Consider the following 19,314-nt stretch of genomic DNA (forward strand, 5'->3'; position numbering starts at 1 on the left):
CGTTACTGGTGCGTCACAACGATCAGACGCAGGGCATCCAGACGCCAGCCCGCCTGATCCAGGCTTTCCAACACCTGCTGGCGGTTGCTTTCAATGGCGCTGAGTTCGTCATCACGGATGTTCGGGTTAACTGCACGCAGGGCTTCCAGACGCGACAGTTCTGCTGTCAGCTTCTCGTCCGCTTCCTTACGCGCCGCGTCGATCAGCGCGCGGGCGGATTTTTCCACCTGCGCTTCACCCAGTTGCAGGATGGCATGAACATCCTGCTGCACGGCGTTGACCAGTTTGCTGCCGGTGTGGCGGTTAACGGCGCTGAGCTGACGGTTAAAGGTTTCGAATTCAACCTGCGCGGCAAGGTTATTACCGTTTTTATCCAGCAGCATGCGTACCGGCGTTGGTGGCAGGAAGCGGTTCAACTGCAGCTGTTTCGGCGCCTGCGCCTCTACAACGTAGACCAGTTCAACCAGCAGAGTGCCGACTGGTAATGCCTTGTTTTTCAATAAAGAAATAGTGCTGCTTCCGGTATCGCCGGAAAGGATCAGATCCAAACCATTGCGGATCAGCGGATGCTCCCAGGTAATAAACTGAGCGTCTTCACGCGACAGGGCGACATCACGTTCAAACGTAATGGTGCAGCCATCTTCCGGCAGGCCAGGGAAATCCGGTACCAGCATGTGATCGGACGGCGTCAGCACGATCAAATTGTCGCCACGGTCATCTTGATTAATACCGACGATATCAAACAGGTTCATGGCAAAGGCGATCAGGCTGGTGTCGTCATCCTGCTCTTCAATACTTTCGGTAAGCTGTTGAGCTTTTTCGCCGCCATTGGAGTGAATTTCCAGCAGGCGATCGCGGCCTTGCTCCAGCTGGGCTTTCAGCGCGTCATGCTGCTCACGGCAGGTTTTGATCAGGTCATCAAAGCCATCGGTATTTTCCGGCTCAGCCAGGAAGCCGATCAGATTGTTGTATACCGTGTCATAGATAGTACGTCCGGTTGGGCAAGTGTGTTCGAACGCATCCAGACCTTCGTGGTACCAGCGCACCAGCACGGATTGCGCTGTTTTTTCCAGAAACGGCACGTGGATCTGAATATCATGCGCCTGACCGATACGGTCCAGACGACCAATACGCTGTTCCAGCAGGTCCGGGTTGAACGGCAGGTCGAACATCACCAGGTTGCTGGCGAACTGGAAGTTACGCCCCTCGGAGCCGATTTCAGAACACAGCATCACCTGGGCGCCGCTATCTTCTTCGCTAAACCAGGCTGCCGCGCGGTCACGTTCAATGATCGACATTCCTTCATGGAACACGGCGGCGCGGATCCCTTCACGCTCGCGCAAGACTTGCTCCAGTTGCAGCGCGGTGGTCGCTTTCGCGCAGATAACCAGCACTTTTTGCGAGCGGTGGCTGGTCAGGTAGCCCATCAGCCATTCCACGCGCGGATCAAAGTTCCACCAGGTGCCGGTGTCACCTTCGAATTCCTGATAAATCTGTTCCGGGTAGAGCATGTCGCGAGCCCGGTCTTCCGCACTCTTTCGTGCGCCCATAATGCCGGAGACTTTAATCGCGGTCTGATATTGGGTTGGCAGCGGCAGCTTGATGGTATGCAGTTCGCGTTTCGGGAAGCCTTTCACACCGTTACGGGTATTACGGAACAGCACGCGGCTGGTGCCATGGCGGTCCATCAGCATTGAAACCAGCTCCTGGCGCGCGCTCTGGGCGTCCTCGCTGTCGCTGTTTGCCGCCTGCAATAACGGCTCAATGTCCTGCTCGCCAATCATGTCGCCTAACATGTTCAGCTCATCGTTACTCAGCTTGTTGCCAGCCAGCAGCATGGCGACGGCATCAGCGACCGGACGGTAATTTTTTTGCTCTTCAACAAACTGGGCGAAATCGTGGAAACGGCTTGGATCCAGCAGGCGCAGACGCGCAAAGTGGCTTTCCATACCCAGTTGTTCTGGCGTTGCGGTCAGTAGCAGGATACCCGGCACGCGTTCAGCCAGCTGTTCAATGGCCATATATTCGCGGCTGGGCGCATCTTCGCTCCACACCAGGTGATGGGCTTCATCGACAATCAGCAGATCCCATTCGGCGTCACACAAGTGCTCCAGACGCTGTTTACTGCGACGGGCAAAGTCCAGCGAACAGATAACTAACTGTTCGGTTTCAAACGGGTTGTAGGCGTCATGCTGCGCTTCTGCATAACGCTCATCATCAAACAGCGCAAAACGCAGGTTGAAACGGCGCAGCATTTCGACCAGCCACTGGTGCTGTAGCGTCTCCGGGACGATGATCAGTACGCGTTCAGCGGCGCCGGAAAGCAGTTGCTGATGCAGGATCATCCCTGCCTCAATGGTTTTACCTAAACCCACTTCGTCAGCCAGCAAAACGCGCGGGGCGTGACGACGACCAACATCATGAGCAATGTTGAGCTGGTGGGGGATCAGGCTGGTACGCTGGCCGCGCAAACCACTCCACGGCATACGGTACTGTTCGCTCTGAAATTTACGCGCGCGATAGCGCAGCGCAAAGCGGTCCATACGATCAATTTGGCCAGCAAACAGGCGATCCTGTGGTTTGCTGAATACCAGTTTACTGTCGAGCAGCACTTCACGCAGCGTTACACCGGTTTCTTCGGTATCAAGGCGGGTTCCGATATAGGCAAGCAGGCCGTTTTCTTCTTTTACTTCATCGACATGCAGCTGCCAGCCTTCATGGCTCGTTATCGTATCGCCAGGATTGAACATCACGCGGGTCACGGGAGAATCACTGCGCGCATACAGACGGTTTTCGCCCGTCGATGAGAAAAGTAAAGTGACGGTTCGCGCATCCATGGCGACAACAGTACCAAGTCCCAGTTCGCTTTCTGTATCGCTGATCCAGCGTTGACCAAGTGTAAAAGGCATATATGTTCGGCTCTATATCTTTAATTGCAGGCAATACTCGTCATTTTCCGGGCTAACCCGGTTTTTGAGAGCATACGACCCCGCTACCAGGCTAATAAATCAGTGGTAGTGGTGTTAAATGGGTCCAGGAATGGAAAGGGCGCTATGGTACTGGATGGCGGCGGTTTCGTCACGCGTCAAAATAACCCCAGTTGCCCTGTGAGTAGTGTAGCAAAGTTATCATCGATAAAGGGAAGTATTCCCTCGGCAACTGGTTGTATCTGACGGGTCAGATAGTGCTCATAATCGAGAGCAGATTGCTGATAATCCACAGGTTCAGGGCCGTTTACTGTCCAGACATATTTAATGGTGCCACGGTTTTGGTACTGTGGCGCACGACCTCGTTTTATATTCTGTTCATCAGCCAGTCGTGCCGCGCGGACGTGTGGCGGAACATTTCGCTGGTATTCACTTAACGGGCGGCGCAGGCGTTTGCGGTACACCAGTTGCGCATCAAGTTCACCCGCCATCAGACGGTCGATGGTCTCGCGGACAAACTCCTGATACGGCTCGTTACGAAAAATTCGCAGGTACAGCTCCTGCTGGAATTGTTGTGCCAGCGGTGTCCAGTCGGTGCGAACCGTTTCCAGCCCCTTAAACACCATGCGTTGTTCAGCCCCTTCCTGAATCATTCCGGCGTAACGTTTTTTACTACCGGTATCTGCACCGCGAATAGTCGGCATCAGAAAGCGACAAAAGTGGGTTTCAAACTCCAGCTCCAGCGCGCTGGTCAGATTTTGTTGCTTTAGCGATTGCGCCCACCACGAGTTGACATGGCTCACCAGCTCCCGGCCAATCCGGGCGGCATCATCTTCTGAGTGCGCCTTTTTAAGCCAGACAAAGGTCGAGTCGGTATCACCATAGATGACGTCGTAACCCTGAGCCTCAATTAACGCTTTGGTCTGGCGCATGATCGCATGACCGCGCATCGTGATTGATGAGGCCAGTCTCGGGTCGAAAAAGCGACAGGCGGTCGTGCCAAGCACACCGTAAAACGCGTTCATGATAATTTTCAGCGCCTGCGAGAGCGGTTTATTTCCGTGGCGTTTTGCTTCTTCACGCCCGTGCCAGATCTGAGTAACGATCTCCGGCAGGCAATGTTTTTCGCGTGAGAACCAGGCGTCAAGAAAACCTTCGGTGCTGTGCTCCCGATCCGGTTGCGCCATCCCTTCAATAAGCCCCACCGGATCGATCAAAAATGTACGAATAATTGAGGGGTACAGGCTTTTGTAATCCAGCACCAGCACGGAGTCGTACAATCCCGGGCGCGAGTCCATCACGTAGCCGCCGGGGCTGGCGTGCGCGGGAACTTCCCCCAGATTTGGCGCCACGTAACCCGCCCGGTGCATGCGCGGAAGGTAGAGGTGGCCGAAGGCGGCAACCGAACCACCGTGACGGTCGACCGGTAGACCGTTGACCGTCGAGCGCTCCAGCAGAAAAGGCATGATCTCGGTTTTATGAAAAATACGCGTGACCAGCTCACAGTCTTTGAGATTGTAGGTGGCGAGCGCGGGTTTATCCTGGGCAAACCGACGGTCAATTTCGTCCATTCGGTCCCACGGGTTATCAATCGACTTGCCTTCACCCAGCAATTCTTGCGACACCGTTTCCAGCGAGAATGACGAGAAATTCCAGAAGGCGGATTTGAGTGCTTCAATGCCGTCAATGATCAGACGACCTTTGGCCTGCGCGAAGAACACGCCGTTTTTGAAGCCATGCTCGCGCCACTCCAGTTCGCTATTATCACGACCAAAACGCAGGGGGATGCGATAACGTTCGGCATGCTTTTGCAGGACGCGTAAATCGAATTGCACCACGTTCCAGCCGATGATGACATCGGGATCGTGACGGGCAATCCAGTCGTTGAGCTTTTCCAGCAACTGCGGGCGGCTTGCCACGTACTCAAGTTCAAAATCCAGCGCCGAGGCATCGCCGTTTGCCGGGCCGAGCATGTAGACAATACGCTGCCCGCAACCTTCAAGGCCAATGCAGTAGAGTTCACCATGCCGCGTGGTTTCGATATCCAGCGATACCCATTTTAGCGGTGGACGATAGCCCGGGTTTGGCTTCAGACGGGTATTAATCAGCGTGCCGTGCTGTTTGTCGCCTTCGGCCCAGACCGGGGACGTGATGAAGCGTTCCATAAGGTAGCGCTCCGGCGGGCGGATATCCGCCTCGTAGACAGTGACGCCGTTTTCGCGCAGGAGTTTTTCCAGCCGCATGAGCTGGCGATGGGAGCGGCAATACAGACCCGAAACGGGCTGGCGGTGGAAATCTTGTAGTTGAAGCGGCGTCAGGCGATAGCCGTTCTCTGTACGTAATAATGATGTAACGCGCGGAACCTGACTGCCTGGTATAAACGCGACGGATTCCTGCGGCGCGAGCGTAACCAGCAGCGGCCCGTCGTCTGTAGCCAGCCAGAATGAGACCTCAGTTCCCTGCGGGGTGTCCCGCCAGTGCCGGGTTAAAATAAAGCCTGCCTGCGCCACGCTGTGTATCCATTAAAAAACCAGGCATGATTATAGCCTGGTTCTGATAGATTTGCTGTGGTTTTATACAGTTATCCTGTACCCGCAGAGACTACTGTCCGTAATACGCTTTAGCACCGTGTTTACGTAGGTAGTGCTTATCCAGTAGGGTTTGTTGCATATCCGGCAGTTGCGGCGCGAGCTGGCGGCAGAAAATCCCCATATAGGCGACTTCTTCCAGCACGATGGCGTTATGCACCGCATCTTCGGCATTTTTTCCCCAAGCGAACGGACCGTGAGAGTGCACCAGTACGCCAGGCATCTGCGCTGCGTCAATGCCTTGTTTCTCGAAGGTTTCAACGATTACATTTCCGGTTTCCCACTCGTATTCACCGTTAATCTCGCTGTCGGTCATTTTCCGCGTACAGGGAATCGTGCCGTAGAAATAGTCCGCGTGGGTGGTGCCTGTCGCTGGAATTGACTGACCCGCCTGCGCCCAGATTGTCGCGTGGCGCGAGTGGGTATGAACAATACCGCCAATGCTCGGGAATGCCTGATATAACAAACGGTGTGTTGGAGTATCGGAGGAGGGCTTTTTCGTGCCTTCAACGACTTCCCCAGTGGCGATACTGACAACAACCATATCGTCTGCGGTCATGACGCTGTAATCGACACCGGAAGGTTTAATCACAAACACGCCGCGTTCGCGATCGACGGCGCTAACGTTTCCCCAGGTCAGCGTCACCAGGTTGTGCTTTGGCAGCGCCAGATTCGCTTCCAGTACCTGACGTTTAAGATCTTCTAGCATGTTAACTCCTGAATGCCGGATGGCGCTTCGCTTATCCGGCCTACGTAATTTGTAGGCCCGGTAAATGAAATGCCACCGGGCAATCCGTTTCACCAATTAACGTTTGAACCCGTAATACACTTCGTTCCAGCGCAACGCGTCCTTAAAGGCCGGCAGACGGGTATCGTTATCGATCACTGCGATCTCAATATCATGCATTTCAGCGAACTGGCGCATATCGTTCAGATCCAGCGCATGGCTGAAGACGGTGTGGTGCGCGCCACCGGCAAGGATCCAGGCCTCAGATGCGGTTGGCAGATCCGGCTGGGCCTTCCACAATGCGTTAGCCACCGGCAGTTTCGGCAGGTCATGCGGCGTTTGCACCGTGTCGATGCAGTTAACCAGCAGGCGATAGCGATCGCCGAGATCGATCAGGCTGGCAACCACTGCCGGGCCGGTTTTGGTGTTGAAGATCAGACGGGCAGGATCGTCTTTACCGCCAATACCGAGGTGCTGAACGTCGAGGATCGGTTTCTCTTCCACAGCGATTGACGGGCACACTTCCAGCATGTGCGAGCCGAGCACCAGATCGTTGCCTTTCTCGAAGTGGTAGGTGTAATCCTCCATAAATGAGGTGCCGCCCTGCAGACCGGTTGACATCACCTTCATGATGCGAAGCAGAGCGGCGGTTTTCCAGTCGCCTTCGCCCGCAAAGCCGTAGCCTTGCTGCATCAGACGCTGTACGGCCAGACCCGGGAGTTGTTTCAGGCCGTGCAAATCTTCAAATGTCGTCGTAAAGGCGTGGAATCCGCCCTGTTCCAGGAAGCGTTTCATCCCCAGTTCAATACGGGCGGCTTCCAGTACGTTCTGACGTTTTTCACCATGGACTTGCGTGGCCGCCGTCATGGTGTAGGTGCTTTCGTACTCGTCGATCAGTGCGTTGATTTCGCCGTCACTAATTGCGTTCACTACCTGCACCAGATCGCCCACGGCCCAGGTATTTACCGAGAAACCGAATTTGATCTGTGCGGCAACTTTATCGCCGTCAGTGACCGCCACTTCGCGCATGTTGTCGCCAAAACGGCAGACTTTCAGATGGCGGGTATCCTGCTTGGACACCGCCTGGCGCATCCAGGAGCCAATACGCTCGTGCGCTTGCTTATCCTGCCAATGACCGGTGACCACGGCGTGCTGCTGACGCATACGCGCACCGATGAAGCCGAACTCGCGACCGCCGTGTGCGGTCTGGTTCAGGTTCATAAAGTCCATATCAATGCTGTCCCACGGCAGGGCGGCGTTGAACTGGGTGTGGAACTGCATCAGCGGTTTGTTGAGGATAGCCAGACCGTTAATCCACATTTTGGCTGGAGAGAAGGTGTGCAGCCAGACCACCAGGCCTGCGCAGCGATCGTCATAGTTGGCATCACGACAGATAGCGGTAATTTCGTCAGGAGAAGTACCCAGCGGTTTTAATACCAGTTTACAGGGCAGGTTAGCTTCCGTATTCAGTGCGTTAACAACGTGCTCGGCATGTTGGGTTACCTGACGCAGTGTTTCCGGGCCATACAGATGCTGGCTACCAATCACAAACCACACTTCATAGTTATCAAAAATTGTCATTGTCGTGTCCTTAATGAGTCAGGGTTGCCAGGTCTACCGGGGCTTGCTGCGCCGGTGCGGCAGTCGGAAGGTACTGTTGTTCAGCGCTTACCGCCCACAGCTGGTAGCGGCGGTAAAGCTGTTCAAAGCGTTGAGCCTGTTCTGGACGAGGTTGCATCGTCTTTTCTACAGCACTCGCCATGTGTTGCTGGGCGGCTGGAATGTCTGCATGGACCTGCGCGGCAACGGCGGCGAAGATAGCCGCACCGAGCGCGCAACACTGGTCTGAAGCGACAATCTGTAGCGGACGGTTTAGCACGTCACAGCAGGCCTGCATGATGACCGGGTTTTTACGCGCGATACCGCCGAGCGCCATGACGTTGTTAACCGCAATGCCTTGTTCGGTGAAGCATTCCATGATGGCGCGCGCGCCAAAGGCCGTGGCGGCAATCAGACCACCAAACAGCGCTGGCGCATCGGTTGCCAGATTCAGGTCGGTAATGACGCCTTTCAGACGCTGGTTGGCATTCGGCGTACGACGACCATTGAACCAGTCGAGCACCACCGGCAGGTGATCCAGCGACGGATTTTTCGCCCAGGCTTCGGTGAGCGCAGGCAGCAGCTGTTTTTGGCTGGCTTTAATCTGTGTTTTCAGTTCCGGGTGCTGCGCGGCAAGCTGTTCCAGCGGCCAGCTCAACACACGGCTAAACCAGGCATAAATATCGCCAAAAGCAGATTGCCCCGCTTCCAGACCGATAAAATGCGGCACCACGCTGCCATCAACCTGGCCGCAAATGCCTTTCACCGCGCGTTCGCCAACGCTTTGTTTGTCGGCAATCAGAATGTCGCAGGTAGACGTGCCGATGACTTTCACCAGCGTATTGGGCTGTGCGCCTGCGCCGACCGCGCCCATATGGCAGTCAAAAGCTCCGCCTGAAATCACCACGCTTTCTGGTAGCCCCAGGCGCTGCGCCCACTCGGCACACAGGGTGCCAACCGGCAGGTCCGCCGTGAAGGTGTCGCTAAACATTGGGTATTGCAGATGGCGGTTGAGGATGGGGTCGAGTTCGTCAAAGAAACTGGCTGGCGGCAGTCCCCCCCAGCTTTCATGCCACAGGGATTTATGCCCGGCGCTGCAACGACCGCGACGAATATCCTGGGGGCGCACAGTATTGGAGAGCAGGGCCGGAACCCAGTCACATAGCTCAATCCATGAGACCGCTGCCTCGGCGACCGCGTGGTCCTGGCGAGTTACGTGCAGGATTTTTGCCCAGAACCATTCGCTGGAATAAATACCGCCAATATAGCGGGAGTAATCGATCTTGCCCGGCGTGTGGCACAGGCGAGTAATTTCTTCGGCTTCTTCGACCGCGGTGTGATCTTTCCACAGAACAAACATCGCATTCGGGTTTTCCGCGAACTCCGGGCGCAGCGCCAGTACGTTGCCGTCGGCATCGATGGGCGCCGGGGTTGAACCGGTACTGTCAACGCCAATCCCGACCACTTCCGCGCGTTGTTCCGCGCTCAGCTCGGCCAGGACGGTTTTCAGCGCCGCTTCCATGGACTCAATGTAGTCGCGCGGATGATGGCGAAACTGGTTGTTTGGGCCGTCGCAATACTGCCCTTCCTGCCAACGTGGGTACCACTCAACGCTGGTGGCGATTTCTTCACCAGTGGCACATTCCACCGCCAAAGCGCGTACTGAATCACTACCAAAATCGAGGCCAATTGCAATCGCCATCGTCTTACTCCATCCAAAAATACGGGTATGGATAAACAGTAGTGAGAAGGGATAAAAACCGTCAGGCAGGATCCGCTAATCTTATGGACTAAAATGCTGTGGCATCACAAAGTGTGACGCCGTGCAAATAATCAATGTGGACATTTCTGCCGTAGTTATAGACACTTTCGTTAGCCGATTTTGACGTTGGCGTAGTACATGTTTTTTACAAATTGCTTTTCACAAGCGGGGTTGATGGTCCATTACTGCAAACACTGTGACCCGCAGGGGCGACGGCGATGATGTCTGGCGTAATATGGACAAATTGTTTCTTAGCAGAACCCAGGGAGTATTGAAATTATGGCTGAAACGCAAAACGATCCCCTACTGCCGGGCTATTCGTTTAACGCACATTTGGTGGCTGGATTAACCCCCATTGAGGCGAACGGATACCTGGACTTTTTTATCGACAGGCCGCTGGGGATGAAGGGCTATATCCTTAATCTCACTATCCGTGGGGAAGGGGTCATTAATAATCAGGGCAAGCAGTTTGTCTGTCGACCTGGCGATATTTTGCTGTTTCCGCCCGGAGAAATTCACCACTACGGACGCCACCCGGATGCCAGCGAGTGGTATCACCAGTGGGTCTACTTTCGGCCACGCGCTTACTGGCAGGAGTGGCTGACCTGGCCGGCCATTTTTGCCCAGACCGGTTTCTTTCGCCCTGATGAAGCGCACCAACCGCATTTTAATGAACTGTTTGGACAGATCATTAATGCCGGGCAAGGGGAGGGCCGCTATTCCGAACTGCTGGCGATTAATCTGCTGGAGCAATTGTTACTCCGACGTATGGAAGCCATTAATGAGTCGCTGCATCCGCCAATGGACAACCGCGTTCGCGATGCCTGCCAGTACATTAGCGATCATCTGGCGGACAGCAATTTTGATATTGCCAGCGTCGCACAGCATGTCTGCCTGTCGCCTTCCCGTTTGTCACACCTGTTCCGCCAGCAATTGGGCATCAGCGTATTAAGCTGGCGTGAGGATCAGCGAATCAGTCAGGCGAAGCTACTGCTGAGTACCACACGTATGCCTATCGCCACGGTGGGTCGCAACGTCGGCTTTGATGACCAGCTCTATTTCTCTCGCGTTTTCAAAAAATGTACCGGCGCCAGTCCGAGCGAGTTCCGTGCTGGATGTGAATAAAAAGTGAATGATGTGTCCTGAAAGTTGTCATAACTGGCAATCTATTCAGACAATTGATGGCTTGACGAAGTTGAGAAGGGTTATCAAAATCCCTGCTTCGTAAATCTGACGGACACATTATGCAAGCATTGCTGGAACACTTTATTCTCCAGTCCGCCCTGTACTCTCTGATCGCCGTACTTTTGGTGGCTTTTTTGGAGTCGCTGGCGCTGGTTGGTCTGATTCTGCCCGGCACCGTGATGATGGCGGGGCTGGGGGCGCTGATTGGCAGTGGCGAACTGAATTTCTGGCATGCCTGGCTTGCGGGCATCGTCGGTTGCCTGTTGGGGGATTGGATCTCCTTTTGGTTGGGCTGGCGCTTTAAAAAGCCGCTGCACCGTTGGTCGTTCATGAAAAAGAACAAGGCGCTGCTGGATAAAACCGAGCATGCGCTGCATCAGCACAGCATGTTTACCATTCTGGTGGGCCGTTTTGTCGGCCCAACGCGTCCGCTGGTGCCGATGGTGGCGGGCATGCTGGATCTGCCTGTCGCAAAATTTATTGTGCCGAATATTATAGGCTGCGTGCTGTGGCCGCCGTTCTATTTCCTGCCGGGTATTTTGGCGGGAGCGGCAATCGATATTCCTTCCGATATGCAGAGCGGAGACTTCAAATGGCTGCTGCTGGCGACGGCGTTGCTGCTGTGGGTCGGGGGCTGGCTATGCTGGCGGCTGTGGCGTAGCGGCAAAGCGGCAGTCGATCGTTTAACCGCGTATTTCCCCCGCAGTCGTTTGCTGTATCTGGCACCGTTAACGCTCGGGATCGGCGTGGTCGCGCTGGTGGCGTTATTGCGTCACCCACTGATGCCGGTGTATATCGATATTCTGCGCAAAGTTGTGGGTTACTAGCGATTCCTTTGCCGGATGGCGGCTTCGCCTTATCCGGCCTACGAAATATGAGGGTTGATGCCTAACAGCGCTGAGGCACTGGCTTGACCGCTTAGTAGCTCGTCTGTTTTGCCTTGCCATGCAATGCGTCCGTCGGCGACGACGATTGACCGGGGCGCAATTCGCGCCGCATCTTCTACGCTGTGGGAAACCATCAGCAGCGTAAGCTGCTTATCACGGCAGACCTCGGCGACCAGGGTTAACATCTCCTGACGCAGGGCGGGATCGAGCGCAGAGAACGGTTCATCGAGCAGCAATATGGGTTGCTCCCGCACCAGACAACGCGCCAGCGCCACGCGTTGTCGCTGCCCGCCGGAAAGCTCACCGGGGAGTCGCTCCAGCAATGAATCGAGCCCCATTTGCCGGGCGATGTTGTGCATTTTCTCCCGCTGAAGCGCGTTCAGTTTTAAACCTGGATCAAGACCCAGGCCGATGTTTTGCCACACGCTCAGATGGCTGAACAGATTGTTTTCCTGAAACAGCATGGAGACGGGACGACGCGAAGGAGGCGTTGCGGTGTGATCTTCACCTTCAATCATCATTGTGCCGCTGGCAGGCGTGAGAAAGCCGGCAATCAGATTCAGCAACGTACTTTTCCCGGCACCGCTGGGCCCGAGTATTGCTACCTGCTCACCGCGCGAGACTGACAGCGTAAAGCGCATGGGCAAATGGTGGTAAAGCCATGTGATATCAATCAGTTTTAACATTTCGACCCGGCAATTTCTCAATAACGGTAAACAGCGTAAAACACAGGATCAGCAGCAAGAGCGCCGTAACCGCGCCATCCTGACTGCGATAAGATCCAATCTGCTGATATAAATAAAACGGCAGGGTGCGGAAATCCTCATTGCCAAATAACGCCACCACGCCAAAGTCGCCAATCGACAATACACAGGCAAACGCCATCGCCTGCGCCAGCGGACGTTTCAGTGCCCGCAGTTCAACCACTTTCAGGCGCGACCATCCCTCAATTCCCAACGACTGGCACAGCATACTGTAGCGTGCGGTCACGTCACGCATTGGGTTTTCCAGTACCTTCAGCGCGTAAGGGATCGCCATCAGCGCGTTGGTGAAAATCACAATGCCGTCGGCAGATTCGGGGAGTCCAACGGTGTTATTGAGCAGCAGAAAGAAGCCGGTAGCTAACACGATGCCCGGCATGGCGAGGATCATCATGCCGCTAAGCTCCAGTACCTGGCCTGCCAGCACCTGCTGTCGGGCGCGCAGTTCGCGACAGCTCCATAACAGCATCATGGTGAGTATCACGCACAATGCCCCTGCCGCCAGCGCGATGCGCAGTGAAGTTCCCAATGCCTGCCACAGAACCGGCTGCATAAGCACTTCCAGTACCTGGTTGTTAAGACCATCGACAAGCACTGCCAGCAGCGGCGGCAGCAACAGCAGCAGGGCCAGAATAATCAGCAGCGAGTCGGCCAGACGGCTGTGCAAACGATCGTCGGGATCGCGCCAGCCCTGAACCAGCGTGGTGCCCGGCGCAATGGCGCGGCTCAGGCGTTGGCTGAGGAGCACCAGCGCTAAACAACACAGCATCTGGATCAACGCCAGCATCGCGGCACGGGCGGGATCGTAATCAAAGTTCAGCGCCTGATAGATAGCCAACTCAATGGTAGTGGCCTGCGGCCCGCCACCCAGCGACAAAACGGTGGCAAAGCTGGCGAAGCACAGCATAAAGATGAGCGCCGCGACGGGAAGGATCTGACGGCGTAACCATGGCCATTCGACAAAGCGGAAGAAATGCCAGCCGCGGATACCCAACTGAGCGGCTAACTGTCGCTGTTCGCCGGGAATATTTTCCAGCGACTGCAACAGCAGACGGCTGGCCATCGGCAGATTGAAAAAAACGTGCGCCAGCAGGATGCCCTGCAAACCGTACGGCGAAAACGTCCACTCCAGCCCGAATGTCTGCCAGAGCGAGGCTAACCAACCCTGACGGCCATACACGCTCAGGATGCCAAAGACCGCGACCAACACCGGCAGGATTAGCGTCATCGCGCACAGGCGTAGCAGCGCCAGACGTCCAGGGAAACGGCGGCGATAAAGTGCTCTGGCAAGGAAAATTGACGGGACAACCGACAACACTGCGGATAAAAAAGCCTGCCAGAAAGAAAAACGCACCACGTGCCACAGGTAGTCGTCTCGCCACAGCGAGAGCCAGTCACCTTGTGGGGCGTTAAACCATAGCGCCAGGAACGCGGCCAGGGCAACTGCCACCATCAGCGTGGCGGCAGAAAGCCCGGGAACCAGCCAGCCGGGAATTAACGGCTGACGGCGCGTTGCCATTCGCTGATCCATGTCTGACGCTGGGCCGCAACCTGCTGCGGGGTAAATTCCAGCGCGGTGGCCGGTTTATTCAGTTGCTCAAATCCTGGCGGAAGAGCAACCTGCGTCACCGGATACATCCAGTTGCCGGTCGGAATGGCATTCTGGAATGCCGGTGACACCATAAATTTCAGGAATTTCTCAGCCAGTTCCGGCTGCTTGCTGGCCGCGGTGCGGGCGGCAACTTCCACCTGCAAATAGTGACCTTCACTAAAGTTGGCGGCGGCGTAGTTATCTTTTTTCTCGTCAATGATGTGATAAGCCGGAGAGGTGGTGTAGCTCAGTACCAGATCGCTTTCACCTTTCAGGAACAGGCCGTAGGCTTCGCTCCAGCCCTTGGTGACGGTGACGGTTTTGGCTGCCAGTTTCTGCCACGCCTCCGGCGCTTTGTCGCCATAGACTTTTTGCATCCATAACAGCAGGCCCAGCCCTGGGGTGCTGGTGCGCGGATCCTGATAAATGACGCGCCATTTCTGATCGCTTTCGACCAGTTCTTTCAGGCTCTTTGGCGGATTTTTCAGCTTGTTTTTATCATAGACAAAAGCGAAGTAGCCGTAATCAAACGGAACAAAGGTGTCATTTTTCCAGCCGCCGGGCACGTCAACGGCGTCGTTTGCGACCCCGCTTTTGGCGAACAGTTTGGTTTGCGTGGCGGCGTCCAGCAGGTTGTTATCCAGTCCCAGTACGACGTCGGCTTTGCTGTTTTTTCCTTCCATGCGCAGGCGGTTAAGCAGCGAGACGCCATCTTCCAGCGCGACCAGCTTCAGTTCGCAGTTGCAGTCAGCTTCAAAGGCTTTTTTGATTGTCGGGCCAGGGCCCCAGTCCGCGGCGAACGAATCGTAGGTATAGACGGTCAGTACCGGTTTGGCGAAGGCAGGCGCTGCGCACAGCAGTAAAAGCGGAAGACATTTTTTAAACACTTTGCACCTCAAGAGTTGGGTGGCAAAGGACTTGAGATAAGCCTCAAATCCCTTCGCCGGCATTATCCGGATCAGGTTCGACGGGTATCTCTCAGCCAGCATATTGCATAGCACCCCGTTGAGAACGGCGTTAGTGTAGTGATTTTGTTGCCGGGCAGCAATTAAGAGCTGGCTCTTATGGATCCGGCGGCGCAAACCATGCCGATTTAAAATCAAACCAGCCGAGGGTATTCATACGTAGCCCGCGCATACTGCGCTGGCCCTGAATGATCAGCCAGTGGTGGATCAACGGCACAATGGCCTTTGTGGCGAGCAACTGTTGGCACCATGCCGCCAGGCTCATTTCACCGGTTCGCCAACGGGCGGCATCGTTTTCCCAGTCACGCGAGATACAGTTTTGCAGTAATGGGACTTCGCAGAGATGCGCGAACAATGAGAAATCCAGCGGGAGGGTAAAGTTGGCGCTGTTGAGCCAGATATCACTGACTATTTCACCTGCATGCCACTGATCGTAGTCGATCTCCTGAATATTTAACTGTACCTGATGTTCCGCCAGCAGCGTTTTCATGATCTGCGCGATAATTCGGTGTTCGATGTGATCGCGATAGTAAGTGAGCGTTAGCGTTTCCAGCCCGGCCGGTTTTTCGCCATGTCCGGGTTTGGCGTGGTGCCAGCGGGGGAGTAACCCATAGGCGGGAAACCACAGTCGTTGGTACTGTTCGTCGGCGTGACAGATTAAATTTGTCGGTGAAAGAACGCGGCTTGCCCACTCGCGAACCTCCTGGTTCGCGCCACGATGGGTTCGCGCATCAAACAACAGGTAATAGCAGCCTTCTTCGAGGCGGCTTTCGATCGCTTTTTCATCTTCCGTGGGACCTTTTAGCGTCAAGCCGCCGCCCGGCTCTTCGCCGATGTCAGGTAATACCCAAACGTTAACTTCATCGATCAGCGCCCGGTAGCCGAAGTAATCATCAAATGCGCGAATTTTTAGTTGGTTATTAGTATTGCGCATCACGGCATATGGGCCGGTGCCAATCGGATGGCTGGAGAAGTTACTTAGCGTTTCCCATTCTCGTGGCAGGATCATGGCGGGGACTTGCCCCAGTAGCCAGGGAAGCCAGCGGTCCGGTTGGGCAAGATGGATATCCAGCGTCCAGGCGGTGGGGGAGACGATTTGCGTAATGTGCGAGTACAACGGCAGCGTGTTGATACGCTGTAGCGAGGTAATGACATCCTCCATTTCCAGCTCGCGGCCATGGTGGAAATGGATCCCCGGGCGCAGGAAGAATCGCCAGTGTAAAGGCGAAATCTGTTGCCAATGATGGGCTATGTCGGCTTCCAGTTCCCCATTTTCCTCATTTACCAGAATTAAGGAACTGAAGATTTGCCGGGCAATATGGGTTTCGGAGCGGCGTAACGCCGTGCCGGGGAGCAGATTGCGCATAGGACGATAATAGAGGACGCGCATGATGTGCCGCCCCTGGCGAAAACTGCGTCCCAGGTGGGAAACCAGCATTTGTCTGACGGCCGTTTTATCACCGACCAGTTGTACCAGTTGATCGATACGATCCTGTTCCAGCAGGTCTTCTGCTCGCTGCTGCTGGAGCGCCAGCCCGGTATAGAGGAATGTCAGGCGCGAGCGTTTACCCCGCCCAACTTCGGCTTCCCACGTTAACCAGCCGCGATCCTGCATGGTATTAAGCAGGGTGCGCATATGACGGCGCGAGCAGCTCAGCAGCTCCGCCAGTTCGTTCAGCGTCGTGTCTTGCGTTTTGCCGTCACAGCATTGCCACAGACGGATGAACTGTTGTTGCAAACGACCAGAAGACATAAAAGGGGAACTCCTGCGGAAAACTCAGCAATTTTATTATCCCTATATTAAGCCAATAATAGATTCCGATGAAGCGATGAGACAACGAAGGGGTCATCTATGCGTCAGTTCTGGTTGAAGTACTTTACTGCGACGGAAAAATCGTCCTGGTTGGCTTGCCTGAGCGCACCGCAGCGCTTAAAGATGCTTGAAGAACTGATGCAGTGGGAGGTGACAGCCTGACCTCCGAATTGCGAGTTGCAGACATCATGTGTGACTGAGTATTGGTGTTAATCGCCGCGCCAGCAGGTATTATCTGCTGGCTTTTTTCGTTTCAGCTGCGCTTAAAAGGAAAGATATGCTCTGGATTATGACCATGGGACGGCGCCTCAACGGCGTTTACGCGGCATTTATGCTGGTCGCTTTTATGATGGGCGTGGCCGGGGCGTTGCAGGCTCCCACGCTGAGCCTGTTTCTGAGCCGTGAAGTCGGGGCGCAGCCATTTTGGGTCGGGCTGTTTTACACCGTCAACGCCATTGCCGGGATCGGAGTCAGCCTTGGTCTGGCGAAACGATCCGACAGTCAGGGCGATCGGCGCAAACTGATCATGTTCTGTTGTCTGATGGCAATCGGCAACGCGCTGTTGTTTGCCTTTAATCGCCACTATCTCACTCTGATCACCTGCGGTGTGCTGCTGGCTTCGCTGGCGAATACCGCCATGCCGCAGCTGTTTGCGCTGGCGCGGGAATATGCCGATAGTTCCGCGCGCGAAGTGGTGATGTTTAGCTCGGTGATGCGTGCGCAGCTTTCGCTGGCCTGGGTGATTGGGCCGCCGCTGGCCTTTATGCTGGCGCTGAATTACGGCTTCACGGCGATGTTTTCCATTGCCGCAGGCATTTTTGCTATTAGCCTCGTGCTAATCGCGCTGATACTGCCGTCTGTGGCGCGGGTGGAACAACCTGTCGATGTGCCGCTGGAACAGGCTGGCGGTTGGCAGGACAAAAATGTACGCATGCTGTTTATTGCCTCCACGCTGATGTGGACCTGCAACACCATGTACATCATCGATATGCCGCTGTGGATCAGCCTTGAACTGGGTTTACCGGACAAGCTGGCCGGGATCCTGATGGGCACCGCGGCCGGGCTGGAAATTCCGGCGATGATTCTGGCGGGCTACTATGTGAAACGCTTTGGCAAGCGGCGCATGATGATTGCGGCCGTAGCGGCGGGCGTACTGTTTTATCTCGGTTTGATCTTCTTTCACAGCCGCACGGCGCTGCTGGTTCTGCAACTGTTTAACGCGGTGTTTATCGGCATTATCGCCGGAATAGGAATGCTGTGGTTTCAGGATCTGATGCCGGGGCGCGCGGGTTCTGCGACCACATTATTCACCAACAGTATTTCAACGGGCGTGATTCTGGCCGGAGTGATTCAGGGGGCGGTTGCCCAAAGCTACGGTCACTATGCTGTCTATTGGGTAATTGCGGTGATTTCGGTGGTGACGTTGTGGATGACTGGGCGGGTGAAGGATGTTTAGTCCGGTGCAGTCCCGGCGTCGCTGTGCTCGACCGGACGACATTTCGTATTCGCTTTTGTCGTTTTTGTAGGCCGGATAAGGCGTTTACGCCGCCATCCGGCAATCTGTCCTTACGGCCTGATCGCGTTACGCTTATCAGGCCAATCCCTCTTTTTTTCATCTTGCACGTAAATGCAACGTTGATCACATAACGATCATTTTCCTCTTCCTGGATCTTCTTTTTTCTACTGTTACGCGTATACAGTTACGCGTAACAGTTATTAAAAAAGGAGTTTTTTGTGAAAAACCTATTCGACCTGACCGGTAAACGCGCGCTGATTACCGGTTCCGCTCAGGGCATTGGTAACCTGCTGGCCAACGGTCTGGCGGCGCACGGTGCTGAGATTGTGATTAACGATATTACCCAGCAGCGCGCTCAGGCGGCGGCGGACAAACTGGTGGCCGAAGGCTATCGCGCCGTTGGCTATGGATTTGATGTCACCAACGGGGAAGAGGTGGCGCGCGCCATCGCGCAAATCGAAAAGGAAGTTGGGGCCATTGATGTTTTAATTAACAACGCCGGAATTCAGCGTCGTTATCCCTTCACCGAATTCCCGGAGGCTGAATGGGACAAAGTGATTGATGTAAACCAGAAATCGGTCTTTCTGGTGTCGCAGCAGGTTTCCCGCTACATGGTGCAACGCCGCCGCGGGAAGATTATTAATATCTGCTCAATGCAAAGCGAATTAGGTCGTAAAACCATTACCCCATACGCGGCGTCAAAAGGCGCGGTCAAAATGTTAACCCGTGGCATGTGCGTGGAACTGGCGGAATACAATATTCAGGTCAACGGTATTGCGCCCGGTTATTTCGCCACCGACATGACCACCGCGCTGGTTAACGATGAGGCATTCTCCGCCTGGCTGTTCCAGCGCACGCCCGCCGCCCGCTGGGGTAAACCGGAAGAGTTGATCGGCGCGGCGGTTTATCTTGCCGCGCCGGCCTCTGACTTTGTTAATGGACATCTTCTGTTTGTGGACGGCGGCATGCTGGCCGCGGTCTGATCAATAATGG

The 19,314-nt window shown here is 55.1% G+C and carries 14 protein-coding genes and 1 riboswitch; of the genes, 5 read left to right on the forward strand and 9 right to left on the reverse strand.

Going from position 1 to position 19,314, the window contains the following annotated elements; all coding sequences use genetic code 11:
• Positions 1-2 precede the first annotated feature (2 nt).
• The 5 genes from rapA to araB all read right to left on the reverse strand — a co-directional run bounded on the left by rapA (position 3) and on the right by araB (position 9,543).
• Positions 3-2,909, reverse strand: coding sequence for an RNA polymerase-associated protein RapA (rapA, locus tag FDW96_RS01940; protein WP_042312380.1), 2,907 nt, complete (start codon positions 2,907-2,909; stop codon positions 3-5).
• A gap of 176 nt (positions 2,910-3,085) precedes the next feature.
• The gene (gene polB, locus FDW96_RS01945; RefSeq protein ID WP_137365147.1) at positions 3,086-5,437 is read right to left on the reverse strand and encodes a DNA polymerase II; all 2,352 of its coding nucleotides are present in this window, start codon (positions 5,435-5,437) and stop codon (positions 3,086-3,088) included.
• A gap of 91 nt (positions 5,438-5,528) precedes the next feature.
• The gene (araD, locus tag FDW96_RS01950; protein ID WP_042312376.1) at positions 5,529-6,224 is read right to left on the reverse strand and encodes an L-ribulose-5-phosphate 4-epimerase; all 696 of its coding nucleotides are present in this window, start codon (positions 6,222-6,224) and stop codon (positions 5,529-5,531) included.
• A 96-nt stretch (positions 6,225-6,320) separates the two neighbouring features.
• Positions 6,321-7,823, reverse strand: a complete 1,503-nt coding sequence (araA, locus tag FDW96_RS01955) for an L-arabinose isomerase (protein WP_137365148.1) — start codon at positions 7,821-7,823, stop codon at positions 6,321-6,323.
• A 10-nt stretch (positions 7,824-7,833) separates the two neighbouring features.
• Complete coding sequence (araB, locus tag FDW96_RS01960) at positions 7,834-9,543, reverse strand: ribulokinase (RefSeq protein ID WP_137349680.1); 1,710 nt, start codon at positions 9,541-9,543, stop codon at positions 7,834-7,836.
• Positions 9,544-9,882: 339 nt separating this feature from the next.
• Between araB and araC the strand changes: the two genes are divergently transcribed.
• Positions 9,883-10,728, forward strand: coding sequence for an arabinose operon transcriptional regulator AraC (gene araC / locus FDW96_RS01965; protein ID WP_003018834.1), 846 nt, complete (start codon positions 9,883-9,885; stop codon positions 10,726-10,728).
• 119 nt (positions 10,729-10,847) lie between these two features.
• Complete coding sequence (locus FDW96_RS01970; protein WP_038637157.1) at positions 10,848-11,615, forward strand: DedA family protein; 768 nt, start codon at positions 10,848-10,850, stop codon at positions 11,613-11,615.
• Positions 11,616-11,653: 38 nt separating this feature from the next.
• Here FDW96_RS01970 and thiQ read toward each other — a convergent pair whose 3' ends face one another.
• From thiQ to sgrR, 4 genes are all read right to left on the reverse strand, one after another.
• Positions 11,654-12,361: a thiamine ABC transporter ATP-binding protein ThiQ gene (thiQ, locus tag FDW96_RS01975; RefSeq protein ID WP_042312368.1), complete on the reverse strand. Its 708-nt coding sequence runs from the start codon at positions 12,359-12,361 to the stop codon at positions 11,654-11,656.
• A complete protein-coding gene (thiP, locus tag FDW96_RS01980) occupies positions 12,345-13,955 on the reverse strand; it encodes a thiamine/thiamine pyrophosphate ABC transporter permease ThiP (protein ID WP_137365149.1) in 1,611 nt (536 codons plus the stop codon). The genes thiQ and thiP overlap by 17 nt, the downstream gene beginning before the upstream one ends.
• Complete coding sequence (gene thiB / locus FDW96_RS01985) at positions 13,931-14,914, reverse strand: thiamine ABC transporter substrate binding subunit (RefSeq protein WP_061382924.1); 984 nt, start codon at positions 14,912-14,914, stop codon at positions 13,931-13,933. Before thiB ends, thiP begins: the two co-directional genes overlap by 25 nt.
• Positions 14,915-14,944: 30 nt before the next feature.
• A riboswitch (TPP riboswitch) is annotated at positions 14,945-15,042 on the reverse strand.
• Positions 15,043-15,089: 47 nt separating this feature from the next.
• Entirely contained in the window at positions 15,090-16,745 is a 1,656-nt protein-coding gene (gene sgrR, locus FDW96_RS01990; protein WP_042312363.1) for an HTH-type transcriptional regulator SgrR, read from the reverse strand.
• A gap of 99 nt (positions 16,746-16,844) precedes the next feature.
• Here sgrR and sgrT point away from each other — a divergent pair, with 99 nt between their 5' ends.
• The 3 genes from sgrT (at position 16,845) to idnO (ending at position 19,304) form a co-directional block, all read left to right on the forward strand.
• Positions 16,845-16,967, forward strand: coding sequence for a glucose uptake inhibitor SgrT (sgrT, locus tag FDW96_RS01995; protein ID WP_016151681.1), 123 nt, complete (start codon positions 16,845-16,847; stop codon positions 16,965-16,967).
• A 115-nt stretch (positions 16,968-17,082) separates the two neighbouring features.
• A complete protein-coding gene (locus FDW96_RS02000) occupies positions 17,083-18,261 on the forward strand; it encodes a sugar efflux transporter (protein ID WP_137365150.1) in 1,179 nt (392 codons plus the stop codon).
• 278 nt (positions 18,262-18,539) lie between these two features.
• Complete coding sequence (gene idnO / locus FDW96_RS02005) at positions 18,540-19,304, forward strand: gluconate 5-dehydrogenase (protein WP_061382927.1); 765 nt, start codon at positions 18,540-18,542, stop codon at positions 19,302-19,304.
• Positions 19,305-19,314: the final 10 nt, after the last annotated feature.

This window comes from Citrobacter sp. TBCS-15 (genome assembly GCF_005280815.1).
Lineage (GTDB): Bacteria > Pseudomonadota > Gammaproteobacteria > Enterobacterales > Enterobacteriaceae > Citrobacter > Citrobacter werkmanii.